At 71.4% G+C, this 24,453-nt stretch carries 22 protein-coding genes and 5 pseudogenes; 14 read left to right on the forward strand and 13 right to left on the reverse strand.

Annotation, left to right across the window (positions count from 1 at the left end):
* Window positions 1-18 precede the first annotated feature (18 nt).
* The gene (locus tag LIV37_RS01700; protein ID WP_020865382.1) at window positions 19-1,056 is read right to left on the reverse strand and encodes a LacI family DNA-binding transcriptional regulator; all 1,038 of its coding nucleotides are present in this window, start codon (window positions 1,054-1,056) and stop codon (window positions 19-21) included.
* 155 nt (window positions 1,057-1,211) lie between these two features.
* Between LIV37_RS01700 and LIV37_RS01705 the strand changes: the two genes are divergently transcribed.
* Genes LIV37_RS01705 through LIV37_RS01740 form a run of 8 tightly spaced genes read left to right on the forward strand, consistent with a single transcriptional unit; the run spans window position 1,212 to window position 8,330 of the window.
* Window positions 1,212-2,096, forward strand: a complete 885-nt coding sequence (locus LIV37_RS01705; RefSeq protein ID WP_121825937.1) for a BtpA family protein — start codon at window positions 1,212-1,214, stop codon at window positions 2,094-2,096.
* Window positions 2,093-3,049 carry a carbohydrate kinase family protein gene (locus LIV37_RS01710; RefSeq protein ID WP_020865384.1) on the forward strand — a complete coding sequence of 319 codons (957 nt, stop codon included), beginning with the start codon at window positions 2,093-2,095 and terminating at the stop codon, window positions 3,047-3,049. The genes LIV37_RS01705 and LIV37_RS01710 overlap by 4 nt, the downstream gene beginning before the upstream one ends.
* Window positions 3,050-3,063: 14 nt before the next feature.
* Complete coding sequence (locus LIV37_RS01715; RefSeq protein WP_020865385.1) at window positions 3,064-4,074, forward strand: substrate-binding domain-containing protein; 1,011 nt, start codon at window positions 3,064-3,066, stop codon at window positions 4,072-4,074.
* Window positions 4,074-4,841, forward strand: coding sequence for an ATP-binding cassette domain-containing protein (locus LIV37_RS01720; protein ID WP_020865386.1), 768 nt, complete (start codon window positions 4,074-4,076; stop codon window positions 4,839-4,841). The genes LIV37_RS01715 and LIV37_RS01720 overlap by 1 nt, the downstream gene beginning before the upstream one ends.
* A gap of 1 nt (window position 4,842) precedes the next feature.
* The gene (locus LIV37_RS01725; RefSeq protein WP_020865387.1) at window positions 4,843-5,862 is read left to right on the forward strand and encodes an ABC transporter permease; all 1,020 of its coding nucleotides are present in this window, start codon (window positions 4,843-4,845) and stop codon (window positions 5,860-5,862) included.
* On the forward strand, window positions 5,859-6,914 hold the full coding sequence (locus tag LIV37_RS01730) for a phosphotriesterase family protein (RefSeq protein WP_020865388.1): 1,056 nt from the start codon (window positions 5,859-5,861) through the stop codon (window positions 6,912-6,914). Before LIV37_RS01725 ends, LIV37_RS01730 begins: the two co-directional genes overlap by 4 nt.
* A 46-nt stretch (window positions 6,915-6,960) precedes the next feature.
* Window positions 6,961-7,707, forward strand: a complete 747-nt coding sequence (locus LIV37_RS01735) for a glutamine amidotransferase (protein WP_020865389.1) — start codon at window positions 6,961-6,963, stop codon at window positions 7,705-7,707.
* The gene (locus LIV37_RS01740) at window positions 7,692-8,330 is read left to right on the forward strand and encodes a TenA family protein (RefSeq protein WP_208928438.1); all 639 of its coding nucleotides are present in this window, start codon (window positions 7,692-7,694) and stop codon (window positions 8,328-8,330) included. The genes LIV37_RS01735 and LIV37_RS01740 overlap by 16 nt, the downstream gene beginning before the upstream one ends.
* 21 nt (window positions 8,331-8,351) lie before the next feature.
* Here LIV37_RS01740 and LIV37_RS01745 read toward each other — a convergent pair.
* The 8 genes and pseudogenes from LIV37_RS01745 to LIV37_RS01780 all read right to left on the reverse strand — a co-directional run bounded on the left by LIV37_RS01745 (window position 8,352) and on the right by LIV37_RS01780 (window position 14,900).
* Window positions 8,352-8,892: pseudogene (locus LIV37_RS01745) on the reverse strand (nucleotidyl transferase AbiEii/AbiGii toxin family protein).
* Window positions 8,889-9,248 (reverse strand): hypothetical protein, encoded by a 360-nt coding sequence (locus LIV37_RS01750; protein ID WP_121826292.1) that lies wholly within the window; start codon window positions 9,246-9,248, stop codon window positions 8,889-8,891. The pseudogene LIV37_RS01745 and the gene LIV37_RS01750 overlap by 4 nt, the downstream one beginning before the upstream one ends.
* 119 nt (window positions 9,249-9,367) lie before the next feature.
* Window positions 9,368-10,480 carry a glycerate kinase gene (locus LIV37_RS01755; RefSeq protein WP_020865392.1) on the reverse strand — a complete coding sequence of 371 codons (1,113 nt, stop codon included), beginning with the start codon at window positions 10,478-10,480 and terminating at the stop codon, window positions 9,368-9,370.
* Window positions 10,481-10,539: 59 nt separating this feature from the next.
* Window positions 10,540-10,830, reverse strand: a pseudogene (locus LIV37_RS01760) (hypothetical protein); the annotation flags it as partial.
* Window positions 10,831-10,866: 36 nt separating this feature from the next.
* On the reverse strand, window positions 10,867-12,645 hold the full coding sequence (gcl, locus tag LIV37_RS01765; RefSeq protein WP_121825935.1) for a glyoxylate carboligase: 1,779 nt from the start codon (window positions 12,643-12,645) through the stop codon (window positions 10,867-10,869).
* Window positions 12,646-12,684: 39 nt separating this feature from the next.
* Window positions 12,685-13,590: pseudogene (locus tag LIV37_RS01770) on the reverse strand (2-hydroxy-3-oxopropionate reductase); the annotation flags it as partial.
* A gap of 90 nt (window positions 13,591-13,680) precedes the next feature.
* Window positions 13,681-14,511, reverse strand: a complete 831-nt coding sequence (locus LIV37_RS01775) for a hydroxypyruvate isomerase family protein (RefSeq protein ID WP_020865395.1) — start codon at window positions 14,509-14,511, stop codon at window positions 13,681-13,683.
* Window positions 14,511-14,900, reverse strand: a complete 390-nt coding sequence (locus LIV37_RS01780; RefSeq protein ID WP_020865396.1) for an allophanate hydrolase-related protein — start codon at window positions 14,898-14,900, stop codon at window positions 14,511-14,513. Before LIV37_RS01780 ends, LIV37_RS01775 begins: the two co-directional genes overlap by 1 nt.
* A gap of 494 nt (window positions 14,901-15,394) precedes the next feature.
* Here LIV37_RS01780 and LIV37_RS01785 point away from each other — a divergent pair, with 494 nt between their 5' ends.
* Both LIV37_RS01785 and LIV37_RS01790 read left to right on the forward strand, forming a co-directional pair.
* Window positions 15,395-15,595 carry a DUF3311 domain-containing protein gene (locus LIV37_RS01785; RefSeq protein WP_121826290.1) on the forward strand — a complete coding sequence of 67 codons (201 nt, stop codon included), beginning with the start codon at window positions 15,395-15,397 and terminating at the stop codon, window positions 15,593-15,595.
* Entirely contained in the window at window positions 15,592-17,094 is a 1,503-nt protein-coding gene (locus tag LIV37_RS01790) for a sodium:solute symporter family protein (protein ID WP_020865398.1), read from the forward strand. Before LIV37_RS01785 ends, LIV37_RS01790 begins: the two co-directional genes overlap by 4 nt.
* Window positions 17,095-17,181: 87 nt before the next feature.
* Here the strand turns inward: LIV37_RS01790 and LIV37_RS01795 are convergent, their stop codons facing one another.
* Window positions 17,182-18,453 (reverse strand): MFS transporter, encoded by a 1,272-nt coding sequence (locus tag LIV37_RS01795; protein WP_020865399.1) that lies wholly within the window; start codon window positions 18,451-18,453, stop codon window positions 17,182-17,184.
* A 116-nt stretch (window positions 18,454-18,569) separates the two neighbouring features.
* Here LIV37_RS01795 and LIV37_RS01800 point away from each other — a divergent pair, with 116 nt between their 5' ends.
* Entirely contained in the window at window positions 18,570-19,067 is a 498-nt protein-coding gene (locus LIV37_RS01800; protein WP_020865400.1) for a winged helix-turn-helix transcriptional regulator, read from the forward strand.
* A gap of 105 nt (window positions 19,068-19,172) precedes the next feature.
* Window positions 19,173-19,742, forward strand: coding sequence for a hypothetical protein (locus LIV37_RS01805; RefSeq protein WP_020865401.1), 570 nt, complete (start codon window positions 19,173-19,175; stop codon window positions 19,740-19,742).
* A 193-nt stretch (window positions 19,743-19,935) separates the two neighbouring features.
* On the opposite strand, the pseudogene LIV37_RS01815 reads toward LIV37_RS01805, so the two are convergent.
* Window positions 19,936-20,979: pseudogene (locus tag LIV37_RS01815) on the reverse strand (RNA-guided endonuclease InsQ/TnpB family protein).
* Between the two features lie 72 nt (window positions 20,980-21,051).
* Here LIV37_RS01815 and LIV37_RS01820 point away from each other — a divergent pair.
* Window positions 21,052-21,201: pseudogene (locus tag LIV37_RS01820) on the forward strand (transcriptional regulator); the annotation flags it as partial.
* A gap of 54 nt (window positions 21,202-21,255) precedes the next feature.
* On the opposite strand, the gene LIV37_RS01825 reads toward LIV37_RS01820, so the two are convergent.
* Entirely contained in the window at window positions 21,256-22,191 is a 936-nt protein-coding gene (locus LIV37_RS01825) for a LysR family transcriptional regulator (RefSeq protein ID WP_020865403.1), read from the reverse strand.
* Between the two features lie 134 nt (window positions 22,192-22,325).
* On the opposite strand from LIV37_RS01825, the gene LIV37_RS01830 reads away from it, so the two are divergent.
* On the forward strand, window positions 22,326-23,639 hold the full coding sequence (locus LIV37_RS01830) for an MFS transporter (RefSeq protein ID WP_020865404.1): 1,314 nt from the start codon (window positions 22,326-22,328) through the stop codon (window positions 23,637-23,639).
* A 190-nt stretch (window positions 23,640-23,829) separates the two neighbouring features.
* On the opposite strand, the gene LIV37_RS01835 is transcribed toward LIV37_RS01830, so the two are convergent.
* Window positions 23,830-24,453, reverse strand: a complete 624-nt coding sequence (locus LIV37_RS01835; protein WP_121825934.1) for a DUF1989 domain-containing protein — start codon at window positions 24,451-24,453, stop codon at window positions 23,830-23,832.

The raw sequence follows: 24,453 nt of genomic DNA on the forward strand, positions 1-24,453 counted from the left end.
GGTTGTGGTGAGCGGCCGTCATATGCGGTCCGGAGGCGCCGGAGTGGCCCGGGTGCTGTCGCGCACCACCAGGGTCGGCACGAGTGATATCCGCGCGTGCGGGCCGCGCTCGGCGTCCTTGGCCAAACTCGCCGCGGCCAGCAGCCGTACCGCCTCCGCGGCGATCCGGTCGCGGGGCTGATGGACCGTGGTCAGGGCCGGTTCGGCCAGCCGGGAGAACTCGATGTCGTCGTAGCCGGTCACCTGCACCCGCTGGGGCACCGCGAAACCGTGGGCCCGGCAGGCGCGGGTGGCCCCGAGCCCGATCAGGTCATCGGCGCATACGAGCGCGTCCGGCAGGCCGCCCTCCGCGATCAGCCGGGCCACGGCGGCCTCGCCCCACTCCACGCTGTAGTCGCCGAGCAGCACCTGATCCGGCTTCACCTCGATGTTCAGCTCCTCGGCGCGCCGCCGGAACCCGGCGAACCGCTGCTCCGTGGAGGAGTGGGTCATCAGCGAGCCGATGAAGGCCGCCGACCGCGCCCCGCCGTCGTGGAGGTGGTCCATGACCTGCCGCATCGCGGCGACGTCGTCGACGCCCACCCAGTCGGTGGTGGTGCCGTCGACGAAGCGGTCGAGCTGGACGAGCGGCAGCCGGTCCGCGGTCTGCTGGACGGCGGGCCGGCTGTCGACGCCGTGGCTCGGGCTGACGATGATGCCGTCGACGTTGCGCGCGGCGAGCGAGGCCAGCCGGCGCGCCTCGATCCGCGGGTCGGAGCGCGCGTCGCACAGGAACAGCTCCTTGCCCTCCTTCCCGAGGGCGTGCTCCACGCTCTCCACCAGGGAAGTGAAGAACGGGTTGGTGATGCTGGGCACGACCATCCCCACGGTGTCGGTACGACTGTTGCGCAGTGCCCTGGCGATGACATTGACCTGGTAGCCCAGGTCGTCGGCGGCGCGGCGGACCTTGCGTTCGACCGCGGCCGAGACCTGGCCCCGGCGGGAGAGCACCCGCGACACGGTGGCGGTGGAGACACCGGCCCGCTCGGCGACCTGAGCGATCGTGACCCGTTGCAATCGATTACCTTCCTGCCGGGAAACATGGCGGTCACATGGTTCCAACACCGATGTGACCTGATGCGTTGGATCAGCATAGAGCCTTGACACGGCACCTGACCCCTGCCTACGGTCCTCCGCAACTCAGCTGTAATCGATTGCATTGAGGTGGCGCGATGACGACGTCCGGGAGCACGAGCGGCCTTGGGGTGTTCCCGCCCCGGCCGAACGCGGTCAACGAGCTGTTCGGCACCCCGAAGGTCGTCATCGGCGTGGTGCACCTGCCGCCGCTGCCCGGCAGCCCGCATTACGAGGGCGCCCCGCTGGACGAGATCTGCGCCTTCGCGGTCGAGGAGGCGCGGGCCTATCTGGAGGGCGGCTGCCACGGGCTGATCGTGGAGAACCACTGGGACATCCCGTTCCTCAAACCGGGCGAACACGGTTATGAGACATCGGCGGCGATGGCCGTGGTGACCGACCGGGTGCGGCACGCCGTGCTGGAGGGGGCCGGCGGCAGGCTCGGGGTCAGCGTGCTTTCCAATGCCGCCGAGTGCTCCATCGCCTCCGCCTGGTCCGGCGGCGGCGGATTCGTACGGGTCAACCAGTGGGCCAATGCCTATGTCGCCAACGAAGGCATCATCGAGGGCCAGTCGGCACACGCCAGCCGCTATCGCAGCCGGATCGGCGCCGGTCCGGTCAAGGTCTTCGCCGATGTGCACGTCAAGCACGGTTCGCACGCCATCGTCGCCGACCGCACCCTGGCCGAACAGACCGAGGACGCGGAGTTCTTCGGCGCCGATGTGCTGATCGCCACCGGCTCCCGGACCGGGGACGCCGCCTCACTGGAGGAGGTCGAGGGCATCTCCGCCCACACCACCCTGCCGGTGGTGATCGGCTCCGGTATCACCGCGGGCAACATCGGCGGCCTGCTGCCCGCCTGCGACGGAGTGATCGTCGCGTCCTCGGTGAAGGACAACGGCCGCTGGTGGGGCCGGGTCGACCGGGCCAAGGTCCGCGAGCTGACCACCGCGGCGGCCAAGGCCGGAGTGGTGCTCCCGTGATCGTCTTCTGCGGGTACGCCAACATCGACCTGACCGTCGGTGTGCCGGCGCTGCCCGCTCCCGGTGACCGCGTGCAGGCGACCGCCATCCGCCAGGGCCACGGCGGGATGGCCGCCAACGCCTCGGCGGCCGCGGCCCGGGCGGGGGCCGACGCGTGGTTCGCCGGTGTGGTCGGACCGGAGCCGCGGAGCACGGCGTTCCTGGCCGCACTCGCCGCCGACGGGGTACGCACCGACTGGACCGCCCGCACCGGCACCCTCACCACCGCCGTCGTACTGCTCACCCCGGACGGCGAACGCGCCGTGATCAGCCAGGACGACGAGCTGGACGCCCGGCACATCATCCGTACGGTACGGGCCGCGCGCGAGGCCGGGGCGGACTGGCTCTACCTCGACGGCTACCGCTTCCCCGAGGCCGCCGCCGCACTGGCCGAGGCCGCCGCCGACGCCGACGCCGACGCCCCGCCCGGTGCGCCCGGACCGGGCCTGGTGGTGGACCTCGACGGCTGCGACCGGGCGGAGGCGATGCGCACCGCGCTGTCCGCGGCCGATCACGCCGTCGTCGGCCGGCCGCTGGCCGTCGCGCTGCTGGGCGGAGAACCGGCCCTGGCCCAAGCCGCCGCCGACCATGACGTCCATCTGGTCGTGACCGACGGTTCGCGCGGCTGGACCCTGCTGACCCCGGCCGGTGAACGCCACGACGGTCCGGCGATCGAGATCGACACGGTCGACGCCACCGGGGCCGGAGACTGCTTCACCGGCGCGTACTGCGCCGAACTTGACCGGGGCCGGTCGCCGCTGGAGGCGGCGCGCTTCGCCGCCGTCGCCGCCGGCCTGTCCTGTACCCGGCCCGGCGCCCGTGACGGGCTGCCCGACCGGCGGGCCATCGAATCCTGGCTCGCGGCCCACCCCCACCCCACTCCCGGAACCCCGGAGCCGACCCGCACCAGGTAGGACAAGGAGAGCAGATGCGCCAGAAAGTGACGGCCGTGGTCGCGCTGGGCCTGCTGCTGACGACCGTCGGCTGCGACACCCAGGCCCGCCGCGAGATGGCGGCCGAGAAGAAGACCACCGAGCAGGGCCCGCCGCCGCCCGCGGAGGTCGCCCGCTCCTGTACCGTACGCGGCCACGCTCCGAAGATCGGTATCGTGCCCATCAACCTCCAGGCGCTGTTCTTCAACCAGATCAACACCGGCGCCCGGACCGTGGCCCGCAAGGCCGGGGTGAAGACCCAGATCGTCAACGGCAACGACGACTCCGCCACCCAGGCCAACGCCATCGACGACCTGGTGGCCAACCACTACGACGCCATCATCGTGGACGCGGTCGACACCGAGGGCATCAAGCCCGCCATCCGCCGGGCCAAGGCGGCGGGCGTGCCGGTCGTCGCCGTGGACGCCACCGTCGACGACCCCGCGGTCTCCACCCAGGTCGGCGTCGGCAACGCGGAAGGCGGCCGGCGGATCGGCGAGGCCCTGCTGAAGACGGCCGGCAACCGCGGTGGGATCGGCGTCGTCGGCGCGCTCAACAGCACCATCCAGAACGAGCGGCAGAAAGGATTCACCAGCACCGTCACCGCCAAGGGCATGAAGATCCAGAACGTGGTCGACGGCCGCAACATCCAGGAGAACGCCCAGACCGCCGCCGAGAACCTGCTCACCCGCGACCCCGGCCTGAAGTACGCCTACGCCACCGGCGAGCCCGCCCTGATCGGCCTGGCCGCCGCCGTGGTCAGCCAGCACCGCACCAAGGACCTCAAGGTCGTCGGATGGGACCTGTCCAGCCAGGCCGTCGACGGGCTGCGGGCCGGCTGGATCACCGGTGTGCTGCAGCAGAACACCTTCCGGTTCGGCTACGAGGCCATGAATTCCGCGATCGACCTGGCCTGCGGCCGCACCACCCGCCGGCAAGTGCCCGTTCCCACCCAGCTGGTGACCCCGGACAACGTCAAGAACTACCTCTACTACCTGGAGAAGTGATGGGCGAGAGCGCGCTGGTCTCCCTGCGAGGAATCACCAAATCGTTCGGCGCCGTCCGCTCGCTGCGCGGCGTCGACCTGACCCTGGCCCCGGGCGAGGTGCTCGGCCTGGTCGGCGACAACGGCGCCGGGAAGTCGACCCTGATGAAGGTCCTGGCCGGTGCGGTCCAGCACGACAGCGGGCAGATCTCCATCGACGGCCGCGACGTCCGCTTCACCAGCCCCGCCGACGCCCGCCGCGAGCGGGTCGGCATCGTGTACCAGGACCTCGCCCTGTGCGACACCCTCGATGTGGCCAGCAATCTGTTCCTCGGTCGTGAACCGCGCAGGGGCCCCTTCATCGACCGCGCCACGATGCACTCACGAGCGGCGGAAACCCTCTCCGAACTGCACGTCCGGGTGAAGTCCACCTACCAGGAGATCGGCGAGCTGTCCGGAGGGCAGCGGCAGGCCGTGGCGATCGCCCGTGCGGTGTCGTTCCGCCCGCGCGTGCTGATCCTGGACGAACCCACCGCCGCCCTCGCCGTCGCCGAGGTCCGGCAGGTGCTGAAGATGATCCGCGACGTCGCCGCCCAGGGCGTCGGCGTCATCCTGATCACCCACCGGCTGCAGGACCTGTTCGAGGTCTGCGACCGGATCACCGTGATGTACGAGGGGCGCAGCGTCGAGGACGCCCCGATCTCCGATCTCGACATCGAACGGCTCGTCGCCATGATCACCCGATCCGGCGCCGCGAATGGCGGGCCCGGCACCGAGGAGGTGGCCTGATATGAGCGCCGACACCGCGATGCGCACCACCGCCGTACTGGGCCGGCCTCCGGGCCGCTGGCAGCGCGCCAACAAGGCCACCCTGGCCATGCTCGGCGTGGGGCTCGCGCTCTTCCTCGGCTTCGGTATCGCCGCCCCCAACTTCCTGACCTTCAACAACCTGTCCAACCTGGCCACCCAGGTGGCGATCACCCTGATCGTGGCGGTCGCCATGACCTTCGTGATCAGCACCGGTCAGATCGACCTGTCCGTGGGATCGATCCTCGCGTTCACCGCCACCTGTGCCGCCGAGATGCTGCAGGCCGGCTGGGACTCCTCCGTGGTGATCGTCGTGGCGCTGCTCGCCGGGCTCTTCTGGGGCGCCGTCAACGGATGGCTGTCGGCGTATCAGAAGATCCCCCCGTTCATCGTCACCCTCGCCACCATGTCGGTCGTCCGGGGTCTGGCGCAGCTGTGGACCAAGGGGTTCTCCGTCCCCATCGACGCCCGGCTCTTCGTCGCCAAGCTCGGCGACGCCTCCTTCCTCGGACTGTCCGCGCTGGCCTGGATCGCCCTGGCCACGGTCGCCGTCGGCGCGGTCCTGCTGTCGAAGCTGCCGTTCGGCTCCTACGTCAACGGCATCGGCTCCCAGGAGGAGTCCGTGCGGCGAGCGGGGGTGAACACCGCCCGGATCAAGATGATCACCCTGATGCTGACCGGGGTGGCCGCCGGTATCGCCGGGCTGCTCACCGCGGCCAGGCTCGGGTCCGGCTCCGCCAACTCCGGACAGGGCTTCGAACTCACCGTGATCGCCGCGGTCGTGCTCGGGGGCACCAATCTGTTCGGCGGCCGGGGCACCGTGGTGGGCACCGTCATCGGCGCCCTCATCACCGGAGTCATCGCCAACGGCCTCAACCTGCTCGGCGTGAGCCCGTTCCTCACCCCCATCGTCACCGGACTGGTGCTGCTCGCCGCGATCTGGCTCAACCTGCGCGGCCGGGCGATGGCCGACCTGTTCGCCCACCTGACGGGCCGCTCATGAGCGGCCCCTCCCCCACCAACGTGACCACGGTGACCGGGCCCGTGCCCAGCACCGGGCTCGGCCTCACCCTCACCCATGAACATCTGCGCAACGACGTCCGCAAGGCCGTCACCACCCCGGCCGACCCCCGGCTCGGTCAGCTGCGCGACGCCCGCACCACACCCGGACTGGCCTGGCTGCTGCGCGAACAGCCCTACGCCTGCCTCGACCACTGTGTGCTCGACGACACCGAAGCGATGCTGGCCGACCTGCGCGCGTTCGCCGCCGGCGGGGGCGGCACGATCGTCGACGTCACCCCGGGCGGACTGGGCCGCGACCCGGCGGCGCTGCGCGCGTTCTCCGAGGACAGCGGCGTACGGGTGGTCATGGGCAGCGGATGGTACCTGGAGACCTACCATCCCCGGCCACTGTCACCGGCGGACGAGCGCGGCCTGGCCGTCGCTCTGCTGGCCGAGTTCACCGAGGGAGCCGACGGCACCGGGATCCGGCCGGGCGTCATCGGCGAGATCGGGGTCTCCCCGCGGTTCACCGAGGGTGAGCACACCGCGCTGCGCGCCGCCGCGCGTACCCAGCGCGAGACCGGTGTCCCGCTCTACGTCCATCTGCCCGGCTGGCAGCGCCGCGCCCACGAGGTCCTCGACCTGGTACTGGGCGAGTACGGGGTGGCGCCGGCCGCCGTGGTGCTGTGCCATATGGACCCCTCGCACGCCGACCCGGACTATCAGCGGTCGGTGGCCGACCGCGGCGTCTGGCTCGAATTCGACATGATCGGCATGCCGTTCCGCTACCCCGGCGAGGGGCAGTCCCCGGCACCCCACGAAACCGCGCACGCGATCGCCGGGCTCATCGCCCGCGGACACGGGGACCGGCTGCTGCTCAGCCACGACGTGTTCCTCAAGAGCATGCTCACCGCCTACGGCGGCAACGGCTTCCGCTATGTGCCGGAGCTGTTCCTCCCCCGGCTCGTCGAGCACGGCGTGCCCGAGCGGACCGCCTCGGGCCTGCTGCACACCAACCCGGCCCGGCTGTTCGAGCACGCCGCCGCGTCCTGACCACGTCCCACCGTTTCCATCACCACCCGTTGCGAAGGAGCACCCCGTGAGCCGCGTCCTGATAGCCGGTGAGAGCTGGATCTCCCAGTCCACACACATCAAGGGGGTCGACTCGTTCACCACCAGTAGCTATGTGACCGGAGTCGAGCCGTTGCGCCGGGCGCTGGAGGGCCGCGGGCACGAGGTCACCCACCTGCCCGCGCATCTGGTACCCGGACAGTTCCCGGGCGACGCCGAGGCGCTCGCCGGCTACGACGTCGTCGTCCTCTCCGACATCGGGGCGAACTCCCTCCAGCTCTCCCCCGAGGTGTTCGAGGGGGGCACGCCGGGGGCCGACCGGATCGACGCACTGCGCGGATGGGTCGGCGACGGCGGCGGGCTGCTGATGGTCGGCGGCTATCTCTCCTTCACCGGTTTCGAGGGCAAGGCCGCCTACCGCAACACCGCGCTGCACGAGGTGCTGCCGGTCGAGCTGCTGCCCGAGGACGACCGCGTCGAACTCCCCGCGGGGGGCCGCCCGTCGGCCGTCGGTACCGGCCATCCCGCCCTCGGCGGGGTGACCGGCGAATGGCCGCCGCTGCTCGGCTACAACCGCGTCCGGCCACGTCCGGGCACCGAGGTCCTGGCCACCCTGGGCGGCGACCCCCTGGTGGCGGTGGCCGAATACGGCGCGGGACGCTCGGCCGTCTTCACCTCCGACTGCTCCCCGCACTGGGCGCCCGCGGCGTTCTGCGAGCAGTGGGACGGCTACGCCCGGGTCTTCGGCGGCCTCGTCGAGTGGCTCTCCCGTTGAGCCGGTCCGAGCGGCTCCTGAAGGCCGCCGCCCCGGTCATGGAACAGGCGCTGCGCATGCGCTTCGTCACCGAGGTCACGGCCGGCACGATCAGCGACGCCGACTACGCCGACTACCTGGAGATCGAGGCCGCGTTCGTGGAGACGGCCACCCGGCTGCACGGACTGGCCGTATGGGGCGCCCCGGACCGGACGGCGCTGGAGCGCAACGCCCGTGCGGTCCACGCGCTGACCACGACCCAGGCGGACTACTTCCGCGAAGCCCGCGCCACCTGGCCCGTCCCCGCCCGGCCGGACGCCGCCCGGCGCGCCGAGGTGCTGTCGCGGTACGCACTCGACGTGGCGCGGGAAGGCGGCTACCCGGCGGTGATGACCATGCTGTTCGCCGCGGAGAGCCTCTACCTCACCTGGTGCGCCCGGGCGCACGAGCACGGCGCCGTCCCCGACGGCGCGATGAGCGCCTGGGTGGCGCTCCACGCCGACCAGGCGTTCCGGGACGGCGTACGGGCTCTCGCGGCGGAGGTCGACGCCCTGCCGGACGACATCCCCCAGGAGCGGCTGACCCGCTGGTTCACCGGCATGCTGGAGGCGGAAATCGCGTTCCACGACGCGGTGTTCGGATGACCGGGCCCCGGCGGGGGCCGATCAGTCGTCCGTGGTCCCCTCGTGCAGCCGCTGGGTGAGGTCGTCGGCCCAGTCCCAGTCCCGGGCCCAGGCCCGCACGGTGGCCGTGTCCGCCTCGGAGGCGGGAGCGGCGTGGACATCCATGAGGTCACGCACGGCACCGCGGTCGGCCAGCCCGCGCACCTTCGTGCCGATGACGTCGTCCAGGGCGAGGACGGGGCCGTACTCGGTCGCCGTGGGCGGGCGCCAGAACGCCTCCTTGAGGATGCCGACCTCGCACTGCTCACCGCTGGCGGGATCCGTGACCACGAGGCGGCGGGAGAGCGGGGCCACGCCCACCTCTCTGACCTGCCAGCCGCGCTCGGCCGGCCCCGGCGACGAGGGAGCGGGTGATCTCCGCCATGGGTGCGGGGTTCTCCGTGGCTACGTCGAGGTCCTGGCTGAGCCGGTCGACCAGGCCGTGCGCTTGGACGGCGTACCCGCCGGTGATGACCAGAGGGTAAGGGGTGCCGATGGCCAGGACGTCGGAGAGGAGTCTGCGGTGGAGATCGCCGAGGTTCACGCCGCGGCTCCCGGGCAGGCCGAAGCCAGTTCGGGGAAAGCCTCCTCCCACACGTCACGGATGGCCCGGCTGATCAGCGTGCGCAGGACGGGCCACTGGTCGATGAGGAGATCCCGGTTCAGCAGGGCGACCAGGTCATCGTGCTGCCCTTCGGCGAGCACCGTGCGGTACATGCTCATCCTCGACCGTGGTCGGTCCAGATCGAACCGCGTCAGTCCCGACCACGCCACATGCAGCGGCAGCTGGACGGAGCCGTGGGTCGGCCCGGCCGGCCGGCGGAGCGCGTCGGGGAGCCTTCGCGCGTAGCGCTGCCGCAGCACCTCGGCGGCGGGCGGTGACGGCTCAGCGGCAGGCATGGCGGACATGCAACCAGCATGAATGACGCAGGCCGTCCCGGGACTCACACCCGGCGAGGACGTCCATCGGTTCTTCTTCCGCCCGGGAGGGCCTGTCCATCCCCGAGACCGCGCCGGCTTCAGACGGGCAGGAAGTCCCTCGCTATGCGCGCCGCCACCCGCTCCAGCAGGGGTCCCGCCTGTGTGAGGCAGCGGGGGACGTCGGGTTCCAGTTCGGTCAGGGCGTAGGCCCGGTGGATGCCGACGGCTTTCAAGGAGGCCGGGTCCAGGGACAACCGGCCGCAGACCGCGATCACGGGCAGGCCGCGCGCGCGGGCCCGGGAGGCGACGCCCGCCGGTGCCTTGCCGTGGAGGGTCTGGCTGTCCAGGGAGCCCTCACCGGTGATCACCAAATCCGCTCGGGCCAGGGCCTCGCCGAAACCGAGCAGGTCCAGCATCACCTCCACTCCGGGGCGAAACCGCGCCCGCAGTGCGGTGAGGGCGCCGAAGCCCAGGCCGCCGGCCGCCCCGGCCCCGGGTTCCCCGGCCGTGTCGAGGAACCCGCACGTTCGCGCGTAGTGGCGCAGGGCGCCCTCGAGGAGGTCCACCTCCTTTGGGGAGGCGCCTTTTTGGGGCCCGTAGACCGCGGCCGCGCCCTTCGGTCCGAGCAGCGGGTTGTCTACGTCGCTCGCCAGTACGAGGTCCACCTCCGCGAGCCGGGGGTCAAGCCCGGACAGGTCGGCCTTCGCGAGCCGGGCCAGTGCCGCCCCGCCCGGCCCGGCCGAGGCGCCGGACGCGTCAAGGAACCGCGCGCCGAGCGCCGACAGCATCCCGGCGCCACCGTCCGTGGTCGCGCTGCCGCCGACGCCCAGGGCGATCGAACGGGCCCCGGCGTCCAGCGCGGCGCGCAGCACTTCGCCGGTGCCGAACGACGTGGCGGTGAGCGGCGCGAAGACGCCCGCCGGGAGGTGCCGCAGCCCGGACGCCTCGGCCATTTCCACGACCGCGGCACCGTTCCGCAGGGCGTAGGCGGCGGTCACCGGCTTGCCCACGGGTCCGGTCACGCGTATCTCGCGTCGGCCGAACCCGGCCATGACCGCGGCGTCCACCGTCCCGTCACCGCCGTCGGCGACCGGTACGGACGCGACCGACGCGTGGGGGGCCGCCCGCCGGAGCCCGGCGGTGAGCCGTTCGGCTACCTGAGCCGCGGTCAGCGACCCCTTGAACTTGTCCGCCGCGATCAGTACCCGCACTCGTTTCCCTCTCCTTCCGGGCCGGGCGGCGATCCACCAGGCGTCGTCCGCCGGATCGGTCAGGGGGCTGTCGCCACCAGATCGCGTACGCGGGCGGCCACGCGCGGTTCGCACCCCTCCAGCGCTTTGGCCAGTCCGTCCGGATCGGTCAGCGGGCGCCTGTCGACGGCGCCCCGCGCCCATTCCGGTGCCGCGCCGCACTCGGTGACCAGAGCCTGAACCGCCTGGGCGGCGGGCAGCAGGTCGAACCAGCGCAGCCCGAGCGCGGCGAGGCCGGCGGGGGTGGGCTCGCCGAACAGCCGAAGCCGCGCCAGGCCACCGTCGGGATAGATGTCGAGCCTGATGTGGCTGACGGGGCGGGAGGCGTCGACTCCTGTTCCCGGAGGTCAGCCGTGGGCCACGCGGAGCGTTGTGGGGGCGTGTTCGGGGCTGGTGGCCAGCTCCTCGAACTCGTTGACGTTGTCGAGTTCGGTGCCCATGGAGACGTTGGTGACGCGTTCGAGGATGACCTCGACGACCACCGGTACCCGGTACTCGGCCATGAGCTTCTTGGCCTCTTCGAGGGCGGGCCCGATGCGGTCGGGTTCGAAGACCCGGATGGCCTTGCAGCCGAGCCCCTCGGCCACCTTGACGTGGTCGACGCCGTAGCCGCCCACTTCGGGGGCGTTGACGTTGTCGAAGGACAGCTGGACGCAGTAGTCCATGTCGAAGCCGCGCTGCGCCTGGCGGATCAGGCCGAGGTAGGCGTTGTTGACGACGACATGGAGGTAGGGGATCTGGAACTGGGCGCCGACGGCGAGTTCCTCGATCATGAATTGGAAGTCGTAGTCGCCGGAGAGGGCGACGACGGGGGCGTCCGGATCGGCGGTCGCGACGCCCAGGGCGGCGGGCACGGTCCAGCCCAGCGGCCCTGCCTGGCCGGCGTTGATCCAGTGCCGGGGGTGGTAGACGTGGAGCATCTGCGCGGCCTGGATCTGGGAAAGACCGATCGTGGAGACGTAGCGCGTGCCGGGCCCGAACGCCTTGTTCATCTCCTCGTAGACCCGCTGCGGCTTGACCGGCACCTGGTCGAAGTGGGTCCTGCGGAGCATGGTGGCCTTGCGCCGCCGGCAGCCGTCGGCCCAGTCGCCGCGGTCCCTGAGGGCTCCGGCGGCCTTCAGCTCCCTCGCCGCCTCGACGAAGAGCTCCAGCGCGGGCCCGGCGTCGGAGACGATGCCGTAGTCGGGGGGAAAGACCCGGCCGATCTGGGTGGGTTCGATGTCGACGTGGACGAAGGTACGGCCCCGGGTGTACGTGTCGAGGCCGCCGGTGTGGCGGTTCGCCCAGCGGTTGCCGATACCGAGGACGAAGTCGGACTCCAGCAGGGTGGCATTGCCGTAGCGGTGGGAGGTCTGCAGACCGACCATGCCCGCCATGAGCGGATGGTCGTCGGGGATGGCGCCCCAGCCCATCAGCGTGGGCACCACCGGCACCCCGGTCAGCTGGGCGAACTCCACCAGCGACTCGCTCGCGTCGGCGTTGATGACGCCGCCCCCGGCGACGATCAGCGGCCGTTCGGCGGCCTGGAGCAGCTCGACGGCCTTGTCGATCTGCGCCCGGGTGGCGACGGGCCGGTGGACCGGAAGCGGCTCGTACGTCTCCAGGTCGAACTCGATCTCCGTCATCTGGACGTCGATCGGCAGATCGATCAGCACCGGGCCGGGCCGGCCGGAACGCATGAGGTGGAACGCCTGCTGGAACGCGCCGGGCACCTGTGCGGGCTCCAGCACGGTCATCGCCATCTTGGTCAGCGGCCCCGCGATGGAGGCGATGTCGACGGCCTGGAAGTCCTCCTTGTGCAGCTTGGCCACCGCCGCCTGGCCGGTGATGCACAGGATCGGGATCGAGTCCGCCGCGGCCGAGTACAGACCGGTGATCATGTCGGTGCCCGCGGGACCGCTGGTGCCCACGCAGACCCCGATGTTCCCGGCCTTCGCGCGGGTGTAGCCCTCGGCCATGTGCGAGGCCCCCTCCACATGCCGGGCGAGGACATGCGTCAGGCCGCCGTTGGTGCGCATCGCCGAGTAGAAGGGATTGATCGCCGCACCGGGCAGGCCGAAGACATGGGTGGTCCCCTCACGCTTGAGGATCTCCACCGCCGCCTGGGCCGCGGTCATTCGAGCCATGGGGATGCTCCTGTCGATTGGTACATCGGGGGGTGGGTTTCAGTGGGTGGCGCGGCCGGCCAGCCGCTCGACGCCGCGCAGCAGGGCGCAGTGGTCGAGCCCGCCGTCGCCGCGGGCGCGGGCCGAGGCGACCAGTTGGGCGACGAGGGCGCCGACCGGCAGGGGCGCCCCCACGGCCCGTGCCGCGTCGGTGACGATGCCCATGTCCTTGTGATGCAGGTCGATACGGAAGCCGGGCTTGAAATCGCGGTCGAGCACCGCCTGCCGCTTGCGGGCCAGGACGGTGGAGCCGGCCAGGCCCCCGCCCAGGACCTCCAGCGCCGCCTTCAGGTCCACGCCGGCGTTCTCCAGGAAGACCACGGCCTCGGCCAGGGACTGCAGGTGGATGGCCACCATCAGCTGGTTGGCGGCCTTGACCGTCTGTCCGGCCCCGTGCGGGCCGACGTGCACGATGGTGGTGCCCAGTGCCTCGAACACCGGCCCGGCATCGGCGAAGTCGTCCGGGTCGCCGCCGACCATGATCGACAGCGCCCCCTCGATGGCGCCCGCCTCGCCGCCGGACACCGGGGCGTCGAGCGTACGCAGACCCTTGTCCCGCGCGGCGGCGTCCACCTCCAGCGAGGTCTGCGGGGTGATGCTGCTCATGTCGATCAGCAAGGTGCCCGGCCCGGCGTGTTCCAGGACGCCGCCCTCGCCTAGGACGACCTCCTTCACCTGCGGGTCGGCCGGGACCATGGTGATCACGACCTCGGCTTCGCGCACCGCCTCGGCGATGCTGTCGGCGCCCCGGCCACCGGCCGCGGCCAGGGCGTCCACCGGCGCGCGGCCGCGGTTGTAGCCGGTGACGGTGTGTCCGGCCTTCACCAGGTTGGCGGCCATCGGGCCGCCCATGATGCCCAGGCCGATGAAGGCGATCTTCCGGGAAGTGGCGCTCATCGTGGGTTCCTTCGTGTCGTCCGTGCCGTACTTGTCATCCGTGTCGTCCGTGCCGTACGTGTCGTCGTGGTGGTCCGGAACGGCGGGTCGGGCACCCGGTCAGGCGTGGCGGTCACTGCCGCGACGGTCGCGTGGGAGCCAGTCGAAGCTGTCCGCGCTCGGGCCCCCGGGCTTGTACTCCAGGCCCACCCAGCCCGCGTAGCCCGCGGCCTGGAGGCGCAGCAGCAGCCCGTCGAGGTCCAGCCGTCCCGTACCGGGCGCGCCCCGCCCGGGTGCGTCGGCGATCTGGACATGGCCGATGCGGTCGGCGTGGGTGTCGATCACCCCCGGCACGTCGTCGCCGTTGACGGAGAGGTGGTAGAGGTCGGCCAGGAGACGGAGGTTGCGGCTGCCGGACGCGGCCGCCACCCGCTCGATGACGGCGATCGCGTCCGCCGCGGTGAGCAGCGGGTACGCCGGGGCGCCGCTGACCGGCTCCAGCAGGATCGTGCCGCCGACGCGCTCGGCGGCCTTGGCCGCCAGCGCCAGGTGCTCCACCGCCAGGTCGTCCTGCTCCGCCGGGGAGACGCCGTCGACCCGGTTGCCGTACAGCGCGTTGAACGAACGGCATCCCAGTTGCTCGCCGATCGCCACGGTGGCGTCGATGTTGTCGCGGAACTCCGTGGCCCGGCCGGGCCAGGACACCAGGCCCCGGTCGCCTCCGGGCATGTCCCCGGCGAAGAAGTTCAGGCCGGTCAGGCGGACACCGGCGGCACGTACCGCCCGCACGAAGGCATCGGCCTCCGCGTCCGTCGGCACGGCCGTCGCGTAGGGCCACCAGAACTCGACCGCGTCGAACCCCGCGGCCTTCGCGGCGGCCGGGCGCTCGAGCAGCGGCAGCTCGGTGAACAGGATCGACAGATTGACCGTGTGGGGAAGTCGGCTCTTCATCAGTGCTCCCTGCCGAGGCTCTTCAGGTACGGACGCCAGCCACCGAAGTCGGTGATCTCCTTGTGAACGTCCCTCTCCAGCTCGCCGCGGCGAAGGACCATCGAGAAGGACGAGGAGCCGTCCTGGAGCCGGATGATCCAGAACTCCAGTTCCGGCGGCTCGCTGGGCAGCAGGTGGTCGCGCAGCACCTCGTCGGGGACGTCGTAGACCTCGCCTTCCACCGCGGTGCCGACAGCTGGGTCGGGCAGCAGCCCGGGGCAGGTGTCCCGGATCGAGAAGAAGCGGTAGCCGGGGGCGGTGCGGGTCCGGGCCACGAGGGGGGCTCCGCGCAGGTGGTGATGGAAGGGTCCGCCCTCCATCGCCTGGCCGTTGAGGAACATGCGTGCCATGAGATCTCCCTTGAGCGGCGGGATCTTCTGGGATGTGGATAGTATTTTCTGCAATGTGGAATAACAACCCCCCGGCTCGCCACTCACCCCGGACGCCCCGCCCCACGCCCCGCACTTCGGTGGCAGACTCATCGACGCGGTGACGACGCCCGGACGGACGGGCGGAGCAGGGACGCGAAAAGCCTTGACAGGCACCCACGGCGGACCTATATATCTGCCAATCGAAAAATAAATTCCGCATGGTGAAAAGCGCTTTGGCCCCGTCCCACCCACCGCCGAGGCCTTGGCAGGCGGCCCCGGTCGGCGGCCCTGGTCAGCGGGCTTGGGTCAGCGGCCTCGGTCAGCGGTAGGCGTTCCGCTGAGGCGCCGCCTCCCCTACGCCATGCGCGGCGTCCCGACGGCCCCGCCCCGCCCGCTCGGCGCGAGACGTGCCACCCGCCCCAGACGGCCTCGCCCCACCAGTGGAGGACGGCCCGGCCCAGGAGGTTCTCGACGTGAAACCCATCCATCTGCTCGGCGCGATCCCGTTCCTCGGGATCCTCGGGGGAATCTTCATCGCGAACCGGGTGACGCCCTACGTCCTCGGTATGCCGTTCAACCTCTTCTGGCTGGTCATGTGGGTCGTGCTGATCTCGGCGACCATGGCCGTCATCTACCACCTGGACCCGGCGAACCGGGAGGAGCAGAGCTCATGATCGCCCTCGCCGTCATCTTCGCCTTCCTGCTCGCGGCCCTGGGCCTGGGACTGCGCGCCCGCCGTGGCAGGGACATGGATCTCGAACAGTGGTCGGTGGGCGGCCGCGGCTTCGGGACGGTCTTCGTCTTCCTGCTGCTGGCCGGCGAGATCTACACGACCTTCACCTTCCTGGGCGCCTCGGGATGGGCCTACGGCAAGGGCGCGCCCGCCTACTACATCCTCTGTTACGCCTCACTGGCCTACGTCCTGTCGTACTGGCTGCTCCCGGCCGTGTGGCGCTACGCCAAACAGCACCGGCTGATCTCGCAGTCCGACTTCTTCGTCGCCAAGTTCAACAGCCCGCTGCTCGGCGCGCTGGTGGCCCTCGTCGGAGTCGTCGCGATGGTGCCCTATCTCGTCCTGCAGCTCAAAGGGTTGGGGATCATCGTGTCCGTCTCCTCCGACGGCCGTATCTCCTCCCACTGGGCCATCGTGATCGGCACGGTGGCGCTGACCCTCTATGTGACCATCTCGGGCATCCACGGCTCGGCCTGGACCTCGGTGCTCAAAGACGTCGCCATTCTCGCGATCGTCCTCATCCTCGGCATCTATCTGCCGATGCACTACTTCGGCGGCGTCGGGGAGATGTTCCACGCGGTGGACAAGGCCCACCCCCAGCTCCTCACCCTGCCCTCCAGCGGCATGAGCACCTCGTGGTTCGCCTCCACCGTGCTGCTCTCGGCGGTCGGCTTCTACATGTGGCCGCACACGTTCAGCGCCTCCTACAGCGCCCAGAACGAACGCGTCTTCCGCCGTAACGCCATCTTCATGCCGCTCTACCAGCTCATCCTGCTCTTCGTCTTCTTCGCCGGCTTCACCGCCATCCTGGTCGTGCCGGGCCTCAAAGGCGCCGACGCGGATCTGTCCCTGCTGCGCATCACCACCGCGACGTTTCCCTCCTGGTTCGTCGGCATCGTCGGTGGCGCCGGGCTGCTCACCGCGCTGGTCCCCGGATCCCTGCTGCTCATGACCTCCGCGACCTGCCTGTCGAAGAACGTCTACCGCCTCGCCCGGCCGCACACCAGCGAGCAGCACATCACCCGCCTCGCACAGCTGCTCGTCCCCGCGCTCGCCCTGGTCTCCCTCTACTTCACCTTCAACGGCGGCAGTTCGATCGTCTCGCTGCTGCTCATGGGCTACGCACTGGTCACCCAGCTCTTCCCCGCACTGCTGGCGAGCCTCGCGCGACGGCAGTTCGTCACCAAGGAGGGAGCAGCGGCGGGCATCGTCGTCGGAGTCACCACGGTCGCCGTCGTCACCCTCTCCGGAGTCACGGTGGGCGGCCTCCTGCCGGGACTCCCCCAGGTGGTGAAGGACCTCAACGTCGGCGTCATCGCCCTCGTCCTCAACACCGTGGTCATGGTGGCCACCTCCGCCGCCACTCGCACCGCGAGCCCCGACCCCGTGACCACCGCCGCCCTGCGCCCCGAACCCGAAGCCACGGCCGGCACCGGCTGACCCGCTCCCCGGGCCGGGACCTCACACGGTCGCTCCCGGCCCGGGGCTCCGGCCGCTCCTTCGCGGCAGGGACAACGCCGAGCCCTCCTATGCCGGGCTGTCGCCGGGCAGCCCCATACGGCGGGTCATCGTCCACAGGAGCAGGGCGGCGAGGCTGAACGACGCGCCGAGAACCGACACCCCCGGCCAGCCCGCCGTCGCGTAGGCGAGGGAGGAGCCGAGGGCGCCGAGGCTGCTGCCCGCCGAGTAGAAGACCATGTAGCCGCCGATGATCCTGCTGCCCGCGTCGGGCCGCACGGCGTGGATCAGGGTCTGGTTGGTGACGTGGACCGCCTGCACGGCGAAGTCCAGCAGGACGGCGCCGATCGCCAGCGCCCACAGCGATTGCCCGGTCAGGGCGATCGGGAGCCAGGAGAGCGCCAGCAGGGCGAGGCCGGCACCGGTCGTGCGCTCGGCGAGCCCCCGGTCGTTCCAGCGCCCGGCCACTCCGGCGGCGACCGCCCCGGCCGCCCCGGCGAGCCCGAACGCTCCGATCGCGGTGTGCGACAGCGACCACGGCGGACCGCTCAGGGGCTGGGCCACGCCGCTCCACAGCGTGCTGAAGGCCGCGAACACCAGCAGGGCGAGCGCGCCCCGGATCCGCAGCAGCGGATGGCGGACGAACAGGGTGACGGTCGAGGCCACCAGCCGTCCGTACGACGCCTCGCGCACACCGGCGGACGGCACGCCCGGGGGCAGAGCACGGCACAGCGACAGCGCGAGGACGGCGGTGACGCCCGCGGACGCCAGGTAGACCGCCCGCCAGCCGGCCAGGTCGGCGAGGACGCCGGCGGCGGCGCGGGCCAGCAGAATTCCGGTGACGATACCGCCGGTGACCGTCCCGACGGCACGGCCGCGCCGGGCGGGCGGGGTCAGGGCGGCGGCCGCCGCGACCATCGTCTGGGCGACGACGGCGAGCAGCCCGACCACGGCGAGCGCGCCGAGCAGCGCCGCCACGCCCGGCGCCAGCCCGGCGGCCAGCAGTGCCAGTGCCAGCAGTCCGAGCTGACCGGTGACCAGCCGTCGGCGGTCGAGCAGGTCGCCGAGCGGCACCAGCGTCAACAGGCCCGCCGCATAGCCGAGTTGAGTCACGGTGACGATCACACCGAGCAGCCCCGAGCCGAGCGCGAACCGCTCACCGAGGGTCACCAGCAGGGGCTGGGCGAAGTAGACGGTGGCGACGGAGCTGCCGCAGGCGAGGGCGAGCAGGGGCACGAGCCCGGCGGGCGGCGACGCGTCCGACGCCGACGCCGTGGCAGGCGCCTGGTGGCCCCCGGTCCCGCCGCACCCGCCCGCCGCACCGGAGCACTGGATCGCCATACAGCCACACCTTCCGCTCGGTTGCATCTTGCTACCGACGTGACAGTAGCCATCCGAGGTAGCATGTTGCAACCATCCCTGGAAGGGGTCCGGGGAGCTGAGGAGAGGAGCCACGGATGGTCGCCCGCACCCGTTTCGACGCCGACCCCTGTCCCGTCGCCCGGACGGTGAACGCCATCGGCGACTGGTGGTCGCTGCTGATCGTGCGGGACGCCTTCGACGGCAGCCGCCGCTTCGGCGAGTTCCAGCGCAGCCTCGGCATCGCCAAGAACATCCTGGCGGCACGGCTGCGCACGCTGGAGCAGGCCGGAGTGGTGCGCGCCGAGCCCGCGCCGGACGGCGGGTCCCACCGCGAGTACCTCCTCACGGACAAGGGCCGCGCCCTGTTCCCGGTGATCGTCGCTCTTCGCCAGTGGGGCGAGGAAGAGTGCTTCACCCCCGGCGAGGACCACTCCCGCCTGCTGGACCGCCGGACCGGCCGCCCGTTGCGCCCGTTGCGGATTCAGGCGGCGGACGGACGGCCGGTGGAGCCGGAGGACACGGTCGTGGAGAAGGTGCGAGAGACGGAGAGGGCCGAGAAGAAGACCTCGGCGGAGGCGGGCCGGGCCCGCTGAGCGAGGCCGTGAGTGCGGAGTTGTTGCCGCATCCGAGTCCCGCGGGCTCACCGGCGGCAATACGATGCGATCTCACGACCCCGCCTCTCCGTCACGGTGGCCTTCATGAACAGCGTGTACTCGCCCATCCTGGAGCTCAATCTCCTCCGGGAGTTCGACGATCAGTTCGGGACGCACAGCTACGCGGACGGCTTCGAACTGCTCGACTACGACGACAAGAGTGAGCTCAAGGGCTGGCTGGACGATCCGGAGAACCCCAGCCGCGCCGAGTTCTTCGAGCAGCTGATCCCTTTCGCACGCGCCACCGGCAGCGGTTCGGGCTATGCGCTGTGGCGGTTCGACGACCGGGCCGACCTCGCGGACCTTCCCGTCGTGTTCCTCGGCGACGAGGGCGACGTATGGGTCCATGCGCGCAACCTACGGGAGCTGCTCCGGCTGCTCCCGGTCGAACGCGATGTCGCCTACGAGGACGAGGACCTCGACGAGCTCTTCCCGGCGCGTCAGGAATACCTGATGTGGCTGGAACGGAACTTCGGTCTCGCCCCGCCCGACGAGGACGAGGAAGCGGCCATCGGCAAGGCGGCCATGTGCGCGTTCGGCCCGCGGTTCGCCACCTGGCTGACACGGTTCACGAACCAAGGGGTGATCGACGACATGGTCAGGCTGCTGGATTGAACTCGGCGCGGGCGGCCGCTCAGCCGGTCTCGGCGCGGCTGCGACTGCCTCGCGGAGGAGTTCGCCCCACCACAGCAGCTCGTCGAGCATCGCCTTCGCGGCGCCGTTCGGGCCCTCCGGGTCCCGTAGCTCCCCCTCCGGGCCGAAGAGCTCGTATTGACGTCCTCTCCCCCTGAAAGGGGAGATTCCCGCCCTACCGCGTCGTTGAACGCTGCGGTGTCGAGTGGGTTCCTGCTTCGCTGCGCGGTGCCGGGACGAGTCCCGGTCTTACGCGCTCCACAGGCTGTAACGGCCAGTCCGGCCGCCTTGGCGACGTTGACCGCCGCGTTGATGTCCCGGTCCAGAACCGCCCCGCATCCCCCACAGGTCCACACGCGCACGTGCAGGGGCTTGGGCCCGTCCTTCACTCCGCACCGCGAGCACACCTGCGACGTGGGCTCGAACCGGCCGATCCGGATGAAGGTGCGCCCGTACCGGGCAGCCTTGTACTCCAGCATGCTCACGAACGCCGACCACCCAGCGTCGTGAACGGACTTGGCCAGGCGCGTGCGGGCGAGCCCCTTCACCGCCAGGTCCTCCACGGCGACCGCTTGGTTCTCGCGGATCAGCCTCGTGGAAAGCCGGTGGTGGAACTCGCGGCGCGCGTCCGCGACACGGGCGTGTGCCCGAGCGACGCGGACCCTGGCCTTGTCCCTGTTCCTGCTGCCCTTCTCCGTGCGGGAGAGGGCGCGCCGCGCCTTCTTCAGGCGCTTCTCGGCCCGGCGCAGGAAGCGTGGGCTGTCGACCTTCCGGCCGTCGGAGAGGACCGCGAAGTGCCCGAGGCCGAGGTCGATGCCCAGCTCGGGCGTCGTCTCCGGCAGCACCTCGTCCGGGCCGGTCTCCACGACGAAGGACGCGAAGTACCGGCCCGCCGAGTCCTCGACCACCGTCACCGTGGACGGCGTCGACGGCAACGTGCGGGACCACTTCACCTTGAGGTCGCCGATCTTCGGCAGGCGCAGCTTCCCTCCCGTGGTGATCGACCAGCGGGCGTTCGCGGTGAACCGGACGGCCTGCCGGGTATCCTTGTGCGCTTGGACAGGTCCCCGGTCTCCGGGAACGGCATGCCTTCGCTACGGGCGGTCTCCCGAGCGCGGAGCGCGTCGTTGTAGACCACCCGCACGCATCCGAACGCCCTCGCCAGCGCTGTGCGCTGACCGGCACTCGGGTACAGGCGGAAGCTGTACCGAAGCTGCACGCAGATCATGCTACGCAGTTGGTTTATGAGTATCGATGAGAAGGTTCGTACGGGTCGTCAAATCCCGAGGAGGGTGAACTCCGCCTGGCCTACGAGACGCTGGAGCTGCCCGCCGACGATCAGCGCCTGGTGGTGCACATCCCCGCCGACGACGCCTCCGCCGCCGCGCTGGACCGGCTGACGGGCCGCCGGTCCGGGGCGCTGCGCGCGGTGTCCGGCTGAGACCGCTGGGGACGGCCGCCGGCCCGGCCATGGCGGTCGGGGACGTGACGGCGTTCAGCGCGGAATCACCCAGCCCGGGGCCCAGGTCCCGGCGGCGTCGTGGCCGGCCGCCGCGGTGCCGAGGTGGGCGCGGAGAGTGGCCAGCGCCGGGTGGGGGTTGTCGCGGTGCCAGAGGAGGGAGTGCGGGTAGACGGGCGTCGGATCGGTCACCGGGATGCGGCGCAGCCCGTGGCCGACGGGCCAGATGAGGCGGGTCTGCTCACTCATGAAGGTGGCCAGGGCCGGGGTGTCGGCGACGGTGTCCAGGAGCACGTCGGAGCCGAAGTTGGGGCCGGTCGCCTCGACGGTGAGGCCGAACTCGGCGACGAGGTCGTCGTAGTAGGCGGCCCACTCGGTGCCGGGGACGATGCCGGGCATCCAGATCCGGTGCCCGGCGAGCTGGGCGACGGTCACCGACCGTGCGCCCGCCAGCGCATGAGCGGGGCCGGTGAGGAGCTGGAGCGGCTCGTCGAGCACCCGGACGGACTCGATGTCCTCGGGAAGGGGCCGGCCGGGCATGGCGACGGCCCGGAACGAGGCGTCGATCGTACCGGACCGGATGGCGGCGACGGCCGTCTCGATGTCGAACAGCATCACCACGTCGAGGTCGATCTCGGGATACGCTCGGTGGAAGCCGCGCATCAGACCGGACGCCGCGCCGCGCGAGGCGATCACGTCGACGCGCAGCGGACGGCGGCCGGTGCGCACGGACGAGACCGCGCGCTCGGCGACGCGCAGCAGCTCGCGCGCGTGCGGCAGGAACGCCTGCCCGTCGATGGTGAGCTCGGCGCCGCGCGGAGTGCGGGTGAAGAGCCGCACGCCGAGCTCGCGCTCCAGCGCGGCGATGCGCTTGGAGACTGCCTGCTGGGTGACCGCGAGCTCGGCGGCGGCCTCCTGGAACTGCCCCGCGTCGGCGGCGACGACGAAGGTCCGGACGGTGTCGAGGTCCATGCTGAGACCCTAGGGCCACAACCATCGGTTGTGGCAGGCGGCCCCGCGGTTGTTTGATCCCTGGGTCCGGCGCTCGCTTTGATGCTTCCGATCACGGATCGGTTGTGCGAATGAGTGGCGAGGGGGCGTCGGGCATGTCGGGTACGAGGAGCGGGCACCGACTGGGGCATCTGCCCGGACATCGGCTGGGGCGGCGGTTCGGGTGGCTCTGGGGGGCGTACGGGACCAGCGCGCTCGGCACCTGGCTCGCCTTCGGTGCGTTCCCGCTGATCGCCATCCAGGTGCTGCACGCCGGACCGGCCGAGGTCGCCGCGCTCTCCTCCGTCGGGGCAGCGGTGGGCGCGGCCGTGGCGGTGCCGCTCGGGCCGTGGGTGGAGTTCCGCCGCAAGCGGCCGGTGCTGATCACGATGGACCTGGTGCGGTGCGCGGCACTGCTGACGGTCCCCGCCGCGTTCGCGCTCGGCGCGCTCACCTTCCTCCAGCTGCTGCTGGTCTCGGTCGTCGTCGCGGCGGCCGACATCACCTTCCGCGCCGCCTCCGGCGCGTACCTGAAGACGCTACTGCCGGCCGATGACCTGCTCGTCGCCAACGCCCGGTTCGAGTCCACGGCCTGGACGACCACGATCGTCGGACCGCCGCTGGGCGGCGCCGCGATCGGGCTCCTCGGCCCGGTGGCGACAGTGGTGGCCGACGCGGTCAGCTATCTGCTCTCGGCCCTGGGCATCCGCGCGATGGGCGGCCACGAGCCGCGCCCGGAGCGCCGGGAGGCCGCGCGCATGCGGACCGGGGACCTGCTCGACGGTTGGCGGTACATCCTCGCCGACGCGGCGCTGCGTCCGCTGTTCTTCAACACCGCCTTGTTCAACGGCCTGGTGATGGCCGCCCAGCCGCTGCTCGCCGTCCTGATGCTGGGCCAACTCGGGTTCGCGCCATGGCAGTACGGCCTCGCCTTCGCCGCGCCCTCGATCGGCGGGCTGCTCGGTTCATGGCTGGCCCGGCCGCTCGTCACCCGGTTCGGGCAGCACCAGGTCCTGGTCACGGTCGGGGCGCTGCGCGCGATCTGGCCCGTCGGCCTGGCCTTCCTGGGGCCGGGGACCGGCGGGCTGCTGCTGGTGATGGGCGTCGAGCTCGGGCTCATCTTCTGCTGCGGGGTCTTCAACCCCGTCTACGCCACCTACCGCCTCGAGCGCACCGCGTCCGATCGGGTCGCCCGCACGCTGTCCGCCTGGGCGGTGACGACCAAGGCCTCGACCGCGCTCCTGACGGCCGTCTGGGGGGTGCTGGGCGGGCTGCTCGGCTCGCGTACGGCCATCGCCCTGGCCGGTGTGCTCCTGCTGGCGACCCCGCTGCTGCTCCCCCACCGCGCGGCAGGACATCTCCCGGAGCCGGAGCCAGGGCCGGGGCCGGAACCGGAGCCGTACTCGAGCCAGTCGAGCGGCAGCGCATGACGGGTCGCGCTGAGGTCCGGCTCAGTTCCGGGATCTTGTCGAAGGCGTCGGGGAGGACGTCGGCCAGGCCGCCCCGCCACTCCGTCTCCCCCTGGCTTGTCGCACAGCCAACGCAGCAGTCCGGAGCGCCCGCGCTGCCTCCAGACGGCACCGGCGCCCTGCGCCTACGCGTCGAGCGGGACCCCGATGGTCAGCCTGTCGCCTGGGCCGCTGTGGAGCGTATCCGTTCCACGTCGACGTCCCGGGGGCTATACCTGTTGATCGCGTTGATATCCATCGGACAGGCAGAGAGCACCAGCCAGATCGGTACGAGTGCTTCCAGGACGACGGCGTCGCCGGGGCGGGCGGGGGCGGGAAGCCAGGAGAGGTCCCCGTCGGCGTTCCAGGCGACGTGCATGAACAGATTCAGTGGTGGCGGGACGGGCGGGGGAGCTTCCCCCACCGCCGCCAGTGCGGCACGCATGTTGTCCGCGCAGTTGGCGTGGTCATCGCCCGCCGTCAGCGAGCGGTAGCGTTCCGGGTCGCAGGCGGCGATCAGTGTGTCGTGGATGCCGGGGCTGGTGTCCTCGGCCAGTCGTACCAGCGGTCGGCGGTAGTTGCTGACCAGCGCGTCGCCAGGGCGTGGCACCAGGCGTTCCAGGGCGGTACGGGTGTGCTCCATGGACAGGTGTTCGCCGGGGACAGTAGGGGCTCCCCCACAGATACCCTCCGACCTGCACCTACATGCCGCATCACCGATCGTGATGCACATCTGGTGCACAACCTTCCGAAGCCGAGGAACCCCAGCCGCATGGAAGTCAACTTCGCCGATCAT

The sequence above is a fragment of the Streptomyces rapamycinicus NRRL 5491 genome, from assembly GCF_024298965.1.
Lineage (GTDB): Bacteria > Actinomycetota > Actinomycetes > Streptomycetales > Streptomycetaceae > Streptomyces > Streptomyces rapamycinicus.